Source organism: Kitasatospora nipponensis, assembly GCF_039528135.1.
Lineage (GTDB): Bacteria > Actinomycetota > Actinomycetes > Streptomycetales > Streptomycetaceae > Kitasatospora > Kitasatospora nipponensis.
This window is the reverse complement of record NZ_BAAALF010000275.1, coordinates 1-7,848: the sequence shown is the minus strand read 5'-3', so window position 1 is coordinate 7,848 and position 7,848 is coordinate 1. Positions and strand designations below refer to the sequence as shown.

General features: G+C 77.0%; 2 protein-coding genes. Both read left to right on the top strand.

The window, feature by feature from the left end; genetic code table 11:
• On the top strand, positions 1-3,958 hold a 3,958-nt coding region (locus tag ABD323_RS37990; protein WP_344446666.1), incomplete at its 5' end, for a type I polyketide synthase.
• Between the two features lie 132 nt (positions 3,959-4,090).
• Positions 4,091-7,848: type I polyketide synthase (locus tag ABD323_RS37985; RefSeq protein WP_344446665.1), on the top strand; the 3,758-nt coding region annotated here is incomplete at its 3' end.

Here is a 7,848-nt window from a genome sequence, read left to right as displayed (position 1 = left end):
CCGCCGGGCCGCCGGCCTGCCCGCCCAGTCACTCGCCTGGGGCCAGTGGGCCGAGGCGAGTGGCATCACCGGCCGCCTCAGCGCGACCGACCACGCCCGGCTCGCCCGGCTCGGGATCCGGCCGATCAGCTCCGCCCAGGGCGTCGAACTCTTCGACACGGCGGCCCGGTTGCCGCAGCACGCGGTACTGGTCCCGGCGCCGCTGGAGCTGGCCGCACTGCGCGACCGCGCGGTGCCGGAGCTGCTGCGCGCCCTGGTGCGTCCCACCCGGGCGAGCGTCCGGGCCACCGCCGGCGCCGCCGGGGGGAGCGACGCCTCCCCGCTGGTTCAGCGGCTCGCCGCACTGGCCGATGACGCCGACCGGCGCGACGCGCTGCTGCAGCTGGTCCGCGCCGGGGTGGCGGGCGTGCTCGGCGCCTCGGCCGGCTCGGTCGGCGAGCACCGGTCCTTCACCAGCCTGGGCCTGGACTCGCTGACCGCCGTCGAGCTGCGCAACCGGGTCGGTGCGGTGACCGGCCTGCGGCTGCCCGCGACCCTGGTCTTCGACCACCCCAGCCCGGCCGCCCTGGCCGAGCACCTGGGCGTCGAACTGCTCGGCGCCCGGCAGCCCGCCACGCCGGCACCGGACGGCGGGTCCGACCCGACCGCGCCCGACCCGACCGCGCCCGACCCGACCGCCACCGGCCCCGCCACGCCCACCGCGCCCCTCACCGCCCCTTCCCGGCCGCACGCCGACGAGCCGATCGCGATCGTCGGCATGGCCTGCCGGCTGCCCGGCGGGGTGAGCACCCCGGAGGAGCTGTGGCGCCTGGTGTCCGAAGGCCGCGACGCGGTCTCGGAGTTCCCCGACGACCGCGGCTGGGACCTGGAGGCGCTCTACGACCCCGACCCGGACCGGCCCGGCACCTCCTACACCCGGCACGGCGGCTTCCTGGACCGTCCGGCCGACTTCGACGCCGCGTTCTTCGGCATCTCGCCGCGCGAGGCGCTGGCCACCGACCCGCAGCAGCGCCTGCTGCTGGAGACCAGCTGGGAGGCGCTGGAGAGCGCCGGCCTGGATCCGACCGCGCTGCGCGGCAGCCGCACCGGTGTCTTCGCGGGGGTGATGTACCACGACTACGCGCCGCGGGTCCGTGAGATCCCGGCCGAGCTGGAGGGCTGGCTCGCCAACGGCACGGCGGGCAGCGTGGCGTCGGGGCGGATCTCCTACACCTTCGGCTTCGAGGGTCCGGCGGTCACCGTGGACACCGCCTGCTCCTCCTCGCTGGTCGCGCTGCACCTGGCCGCCCAGTCGCTGCGCAGCGGCGAGTGCGACCTGGCGCTCGCGGGCGGGGTGGCCGTGATGTCGACGCCGACCACCTTCGTCGAGTTCTCCCGCCAGCGGGCGCTCTCCGCCGACGGGCGCTGCAAGGCCTACGCGGGCGCCGCCGACGGCACCGGCTGGGGCGAGGGGGTGGGCCTGCTGCTGGTCGAACGGCTCTCCGACGCACGGCGGTTGGGGCACGAGGTGCTCGCCGTGCTGCGCGGCTCGGCGGTCAACCAGGACGGCGCCTCGAACGGGCTGACCGCGCCCAGCGGTCCCGCCCAGCAGCGGGTGATCCGCCAGGCGCTGGCGAACGCCGGGCTGAGCGGCGCGGAGGTGGACGCCGTCGAGGGCCACGGCACCGGCACCACGCTCGGTGACCCGATCGAGGCGCAGGCCCTGCTGGCCACCTACGGGCAGCGTCCGCAGGCCGAACAGCCGCTCTGGCTCGGCTCGTTGAAGTCCAACATCGGTCACACCCAGGCCGCCGCCGGCGCCGCCGGGGTGATCAAGATGGTGCAGGCGATCCGGCACGGGCTGCTCCCGCGGACCCTGCACGTGGACGAGCCCTCGCCGTACGTGGACTGGTCCAGCGGCGCGGTCGAGCTGCTGACCGAGGCCCGGGCCTGGCCCGAGCTGGGGCGTCCGCGCCGCGCGGCCGTCTCCTCGTTCGGCGTCAGCGGCACCAACGCGCACGTGATCATCGAGCAGGCGCCGGACCGCCCGGCGGAGCCCGCGCGGGGTGAACGGCCCGCCGTGCTGCCCTTCGTGGTCTCCGCCCGCACCCCGCAGGCGCTGCGCGCCCAGGGCGCCCGGCTGGCCGCGCTGCTGGAGAGCGCCGACCCGGTGGACGTCGCCCACACGCTGCTGACCGACCGGGCCCGGCTCGAGGAGCGGGCGGTGGTGATCGGCGGGCAGGCCGGCCTGCGGGCGCTGGCGCTCGGCGAGAGCGCGCCCGACCTGGTGCAGGGCAGTGCGGACGTGAGCGGCCGGACCGTCTTCGTCTTCCCCGGCCAGGGCTCCCAGTGGGCCGCCATGGCGGTCGAACTGCTGGCGTCCTCACCGGTCTTCGCCGCCCGGATCGCCGAGTGCGCGGCCGCCCTCGCCCCGCACACCGACTGGTCGCTGCTGGACGTGCTGCACGGCGCGGACGGCGCGCCGGGCCTGGACCGGGTGGACGTGGTGCAGCCGGTGCTCTGGGCGGTGATGGTCGCGCTCGCCGAGCTGTGGACCTCCTACGGGGTGCGGCCGGACGCGGTGGTCGGGCACAGCCAGGGCGAGATCGCGGCGGCCTCCGTGGCCGGCGCGCTCTCGCTGGCCGACGGCGCCCGGATCGTGGCGCTGCGCAGCCGCACCATCCTGCGGCTGGCCGGCCGCGGCGGCATGGCCTCGGTGGCGCTGCCCGCCGCCGAGGTGGCGGCGCGGATCGCCGGCTCGGGCGGCCGGCTCTCGGTGGCGGTGGTCAACGGCCCGTCGGCCACCGTGGTCTCCGGCGAGCCGCAGGCGCTGGCCGACCTGGTCGCCGAGTACCGCGCCGCCGAGGTGCGGGCCCGGCTGATCCCGGTGGACTACGCCTCGCACTCCGCCCAGGTGGACGAGCTGCGCGAGGAGTTGCTCGAGCTGCTGGCGCCGGTGCGTCCGGGTGCCGGGCGGGTGCCGATGCTCTCCACGGTCACCGGCGACTGGGTCGACAGCGCCGAGCTGGTCGCCGGGTACTGGGTGACCAACCTGCGCGAGACGGTCCGCTTCGAGGAGGCGACCCGGGCACTGGCCGAGCAGGGCCACACCGTCTTCGTCGAGATCAGCCCGCACGCGGTGCTCACCGTCCCGCTCCAGGAGACCCTGGAGGCGGTCGGCGCCGCCCGCACCAGCGTGGTGGCCGGCACCCTGCGGCGCGACCACGGCACGCTGGAGCGGTTCCTGCTCTCGGCGGCCGAACTGGCGGTGCGCGGTGTCGCGGTGGACTGGTCGGCGGCCTTCGCCGGGGCCGCGCCGCGCCGGGTGGCGCTGCCCGGGTACGCCTTCCAGCGCGAGCGCTACTGGCTGGACGCGACCTTCTCCCCGCAGACCGTCACCGCGGCGCTCGCCACTGCGGTGCGGGCCGGCGAGCTGCCGGCCTGGCTCACCCGGTTGGCCGCGCTCGCCGATCCGGCGGACCCCGACGCCCGCGAGGCCCTGCTGCTGGACCTGGTCCGGCGCGAGGCGGCCGTGGTGCTGGGCCACAGCGGGCTCGCCGGGGTGGCCCCCGACCGGGCCTTCCGCGAGCTGGGGCTCACCTCGCTGACCGCCGTCGAGCTGCGCAACCGGATCGGTGCCGCCACCGGTCTGGAGCCGCCCGCCACGCTGGTCTTCGACTACCCGACCCCGATGGCCGTGGCGCTCTACCTGACCGCGGAACTGCCCGGCACCCCCGGCGCCGACCCGCAGGCCGGGGCGGGCCCACTGGACGCGCTGGCCTCGGTCACCGCGCTGGAACGCGCGCTGGAGCGGTCGAGCTCCACCGACCCGGACCGGGACGGCGTGCTGGCCCGGCTGCGCGCCCTGGTGGACCGCTGGGAGCCGGAGAGCCCGCCCGCCGAGGGCGCGGAGCTGGACTTCGACACGGCCACCGACGAGGAACTCTTCGCCCTGATGGACCGCGACGCCGCGTCCTGACGCCGCCCCCGGGCGCGGCCTGCGACGCCGCGCCCGGGCCGGGGCCGGGCCCCGAGCGGCGACCCCCGCCGCCCGGCCCCGACCGCGGCACCCCGTGACCACCTGATGTGACGTGTGATGTGAGAGGCAGCAATGTCGAACGACCAGAAGCTCCGCGAATACCTCAAGCGCGCGCTGGCCGATGCCACCAAGGCCAAGAAGCGCCTCCAGGAGGTGGAGGCGGCCGGTCGCGAGCCGATCGCCATCGTCGCGATGGCCTGCCGGCTGCCCGGCGGGGTCGGTTCCCCCGAGGACCTCTGGCAGCTGGTCACTGACGGTGTCGACGCCATCGGCGAGTTCCCCACCGACCGCGGCTGGGACCTGGCCGCGCTCTACGACCCCGACCCGGACCGGCCCGGCACCTCCTACACCCGGCACGGCGGATTCCTGGACACCACCGCCGACTTCGACGCGGACTTCTTCGGCATCTCGCCGCGCGAGGCGCTGGCCACCGACCCGCAGCACCGCCTGCTGCTGGAGACCGCCTGGGAGGCGTTCGAGCGCGCCGGCATCGACCCGGGCCTGCTGCGCGGCAGCCGCACCGCTGTCTTCGCGGGCATCGCCGGCGGCGACTACACCCCCCGACTGCATGACGCGCCGGGGGAGTTGGAGGGCTACCTGGGCATCGGCGGGCTGGACAGCGTGGCGTCGGGGCGGATCTCCTACACCTTCGGCTTCGAGGGTCCGGCGGTCACCGTGGACACCGCCTGCTCCTCCTCGCTGGTCGCGCTGCACCTGGCCGCCCAGTCGCTGCGCAGCGGCGAGAGCGACCTCGCGCTCGCCGGCGGGGTGAGCGTGATGGCCTCCCCGCAGGGCTTCGTGGAGTTCGCCCGCCAGCGCGGACTGTCCGCCGACGGCCGCTGCCGGGCCTTCGGCGCCGGGGCGGACGGCACCGGCTGGGCCGAGGGCGTGGGCCTGCTGCTGGTCGAACGGCTCTCGGACGCCCAGCGGTCGGGCCACCCGGTGCTCGCCGTGCTGCGCGGCTCGGCGGTCAACCAGGACGGCGCCTCCAACGGCCTGACCGCGCCCAGCGGCCCCGCCCAGCAGCGGGTGATCCGCGAGGCGCTGGCCGCCGCCCGGCTCGCCACCTCCGACGTCCAGGCGATGGAGGCGCACGGCACCGGAACCCGGCTCGGCGACCCGATCGAGGCCCAGGCGCTGCTCGCCACCTACGGCCAGGACCGCGAGCCGGGCCGGCCGCTGCTGCTCGGCTCGCTGAAGTCCAACATCGGCCACACCCAGGCCGCCGCCGGGGTGGCCGGGGTGATCAAGATGGTGCAGGCGATCCGGCACGGCGTGCTGCCCAGGACCCTGCACGCCGAGCAGCCCACCCCCTACGTGGACTGGTCCGCCGGCGCGGTCGAGCTGCTGACCGAGGCCCGGCCCTGGCCGCAGGTGGCCGGCCCGCGCCGGGCGGCGGTCTCCGCCTTCGGCGCCAGCGGGACCAACGCGCACGTGATCATCGAGCAGGCGCCGGACCGGGAGCCGGCCACCGAGGAGCCCGGCCCGGACCCGGTGGTGCTGCCGCTGGCCTTCTCGGCCCGCACCCCGCAGGCGCTGCGCGCCCAGGCCGTCCGGCTGGCCGACCTGCTGCGGGACCGCCCGGAGCTGCGTCCGGCCGACCTGGCCCACTCGCTGGCCGCCGGGCGCGCCGTGCTCGACGAGCGGGCCGTGGTGCTGGCCGCCGACCGCCCGGGCCTGCTGGCCGGCCTGGACGCGGTTGCCGGGGGCGGCGGGCGCACCGGCAGCGCCGCCGCGGCCGGCAAGCTGGCCTTCCTCTTCGCCGGACAGGGCAGCCAGCGCATCGGCATGGGACGGGAGTTGGTCCAGCACTACCCGGCCTTCGCGGCGGCCTTCGGCGCGGTGGAGCTCGAACTGGGCCTGCCGCTGGGCGAGGTGATCGCCTCCGGGGAGGGCCTGGACGAGACCGGCTGGACCCAGCCCGCGCTCTTCGCCGTGGAGGTGGCGCTGTTCCGGCTGCTCGAATCCTGGGGCGTGCGGCCGGACTTCCTGGCCGGGCACTCGATCGGCGAGCTGGCCGCCGCGCACGTGGCCGGGGTGCTCTCGCTGCCGGACGCCGCCAAGCTGGTGGCCTCGCGCGCCTGGCTGATGCAGGCGCTGCCGAGCGGCGGAGCGATGGTGGCGCTGCAGGCCACCGAGGACGAGGTGCGGGCGGTGCTGCCCGCCACCGGCGTGGACATCGCGGCGATCAACGGCCCCGCCTCGCTGGTGGTCTCCGGCGAGGAGGAGCAGGTCCTCGCACTGGCGCGGAGCTTCGCCGAGCAGGGCCGGCGGACCCGGCGGCTGCGGGTCAGCCACGCCTTCCACTCGGCGCGGATGGACGCGATGCTCGCCGAGTTCCGCGCGGTGGCGCGGTCGCTCAGCTACGCGCCGCCGACCGTACCGGTGGTCTCCACCCTGACCGGCCGCCTGGCGAGCACGCAGGAGCTCACCGACCCGGAGTACTGGGTGCGCCAGGTCCGCGAGGCGGTCCGCTTCGCCGACGCCGTCGTCACCCTGGAGACCGAGGGCGTCACCACCTTCGTCGAGCTCGGGGCGGACGGCACGCTCAGCGGGCTCACCCGCCAGACGCTGCCGGACACCGTGGCGGTGCCGGTGCTGCGCGAGGGGCACCCGCAGGCGACGACCGCGGTGGGCGCGCTCGCCGAGATCCAGTTGCACGGCCACCGGGTCGACTGGACCGCGCTGCTGGCGCCGGCCAGGCCGCGCCGCGTCGACCTGCCGACCTACCCGTTCCAGCGCCGCCGCTACTGGCTGGAGCCCGCCGCCCGCAACGGTGACCCGGCAGGCCTGGGCCTGGGCGCCGTCGAGCACCCGCTGCTCGCCGCCGCCGTCCCGCTGCCCGCCTCCGACGGGGTGCTGCTCACCGGCAGCCTGGCCCTGCGCACCCACCCCTGGCTGGCCGACCACGCGGTGCAGGGCACCGTCGTGGTGACCGGCACCGCGCTGCTGGAGCTGGCGATCCGGGCCGGTGACGAGGTCGGCGCCGGCCTGCTGGAGGAGCTCGTCGTCGAGGCGCCGCTGGTGCTGCCCGAGCAGGGGGCGGTGCAGGTGCAGGTCGCGGTCGGCGAGCCGGACGCGACGGGCGCCCGGCCGGTCGCCGTGCACACGCGCCCGGCCGGAACCCACGGCGACGACGGTGGCGGGGACTGGACCCGGCACGCGTCGGGCACCCTGCGCAGCGCGGCGGCGGGCGACAGCACCCCGGTGGCGATGACCAGTTGGCCGCCGAGTGGCGCCGTGGAACTGCCCGTCGAGGCGGTGTACGAGGAGCTCGCGGCGGCCGGGCTGAGCTACGGTCCGGCCTTCCGCGGCCTGCGGGCGGCCTGGCGCGACGGCGACACCTTCTGGGCCGAGGTCGCGCTGCCCGAGGAACACCGCGCGCAGGCCGAGCGGTTCGGCCTGCACCCGGCCCTGCTGGACGCGGCCGTGCACCTCACCGCGCACGACAGCCTGCGCGACACCCCCGAGGGCGCCAGCCGGCTCCCGTTCGCCTACACCGGGGTGCGGCTGCACGCCGGCGGCGCGAGCACGCTGCGGGTCCGGCTGCGCTACACCGGCCCCGAGGCCATCTCGGTGGACGTCGCGGACGGGACCGGCGCGCCGGTCGCCACCATCGAGGCGCTGCGCGCCCGGCTGGTGACGGCGGCCCAACTCGCCGCCCCCGGCGGCGCCGACTGGGACGCGCTCTTCCGGCTCGACTGGCCCGAGCTGGCGCCCGGCATCGCCTCGGAGAGCGGCGCGGCGCACGGCCCGGCCGACTGGCTGCCGATCAGGATCGGTGAACACGCCGAGGTGCGGGGGGCGTTGGGTGAGGCGTTGGAGTTGGT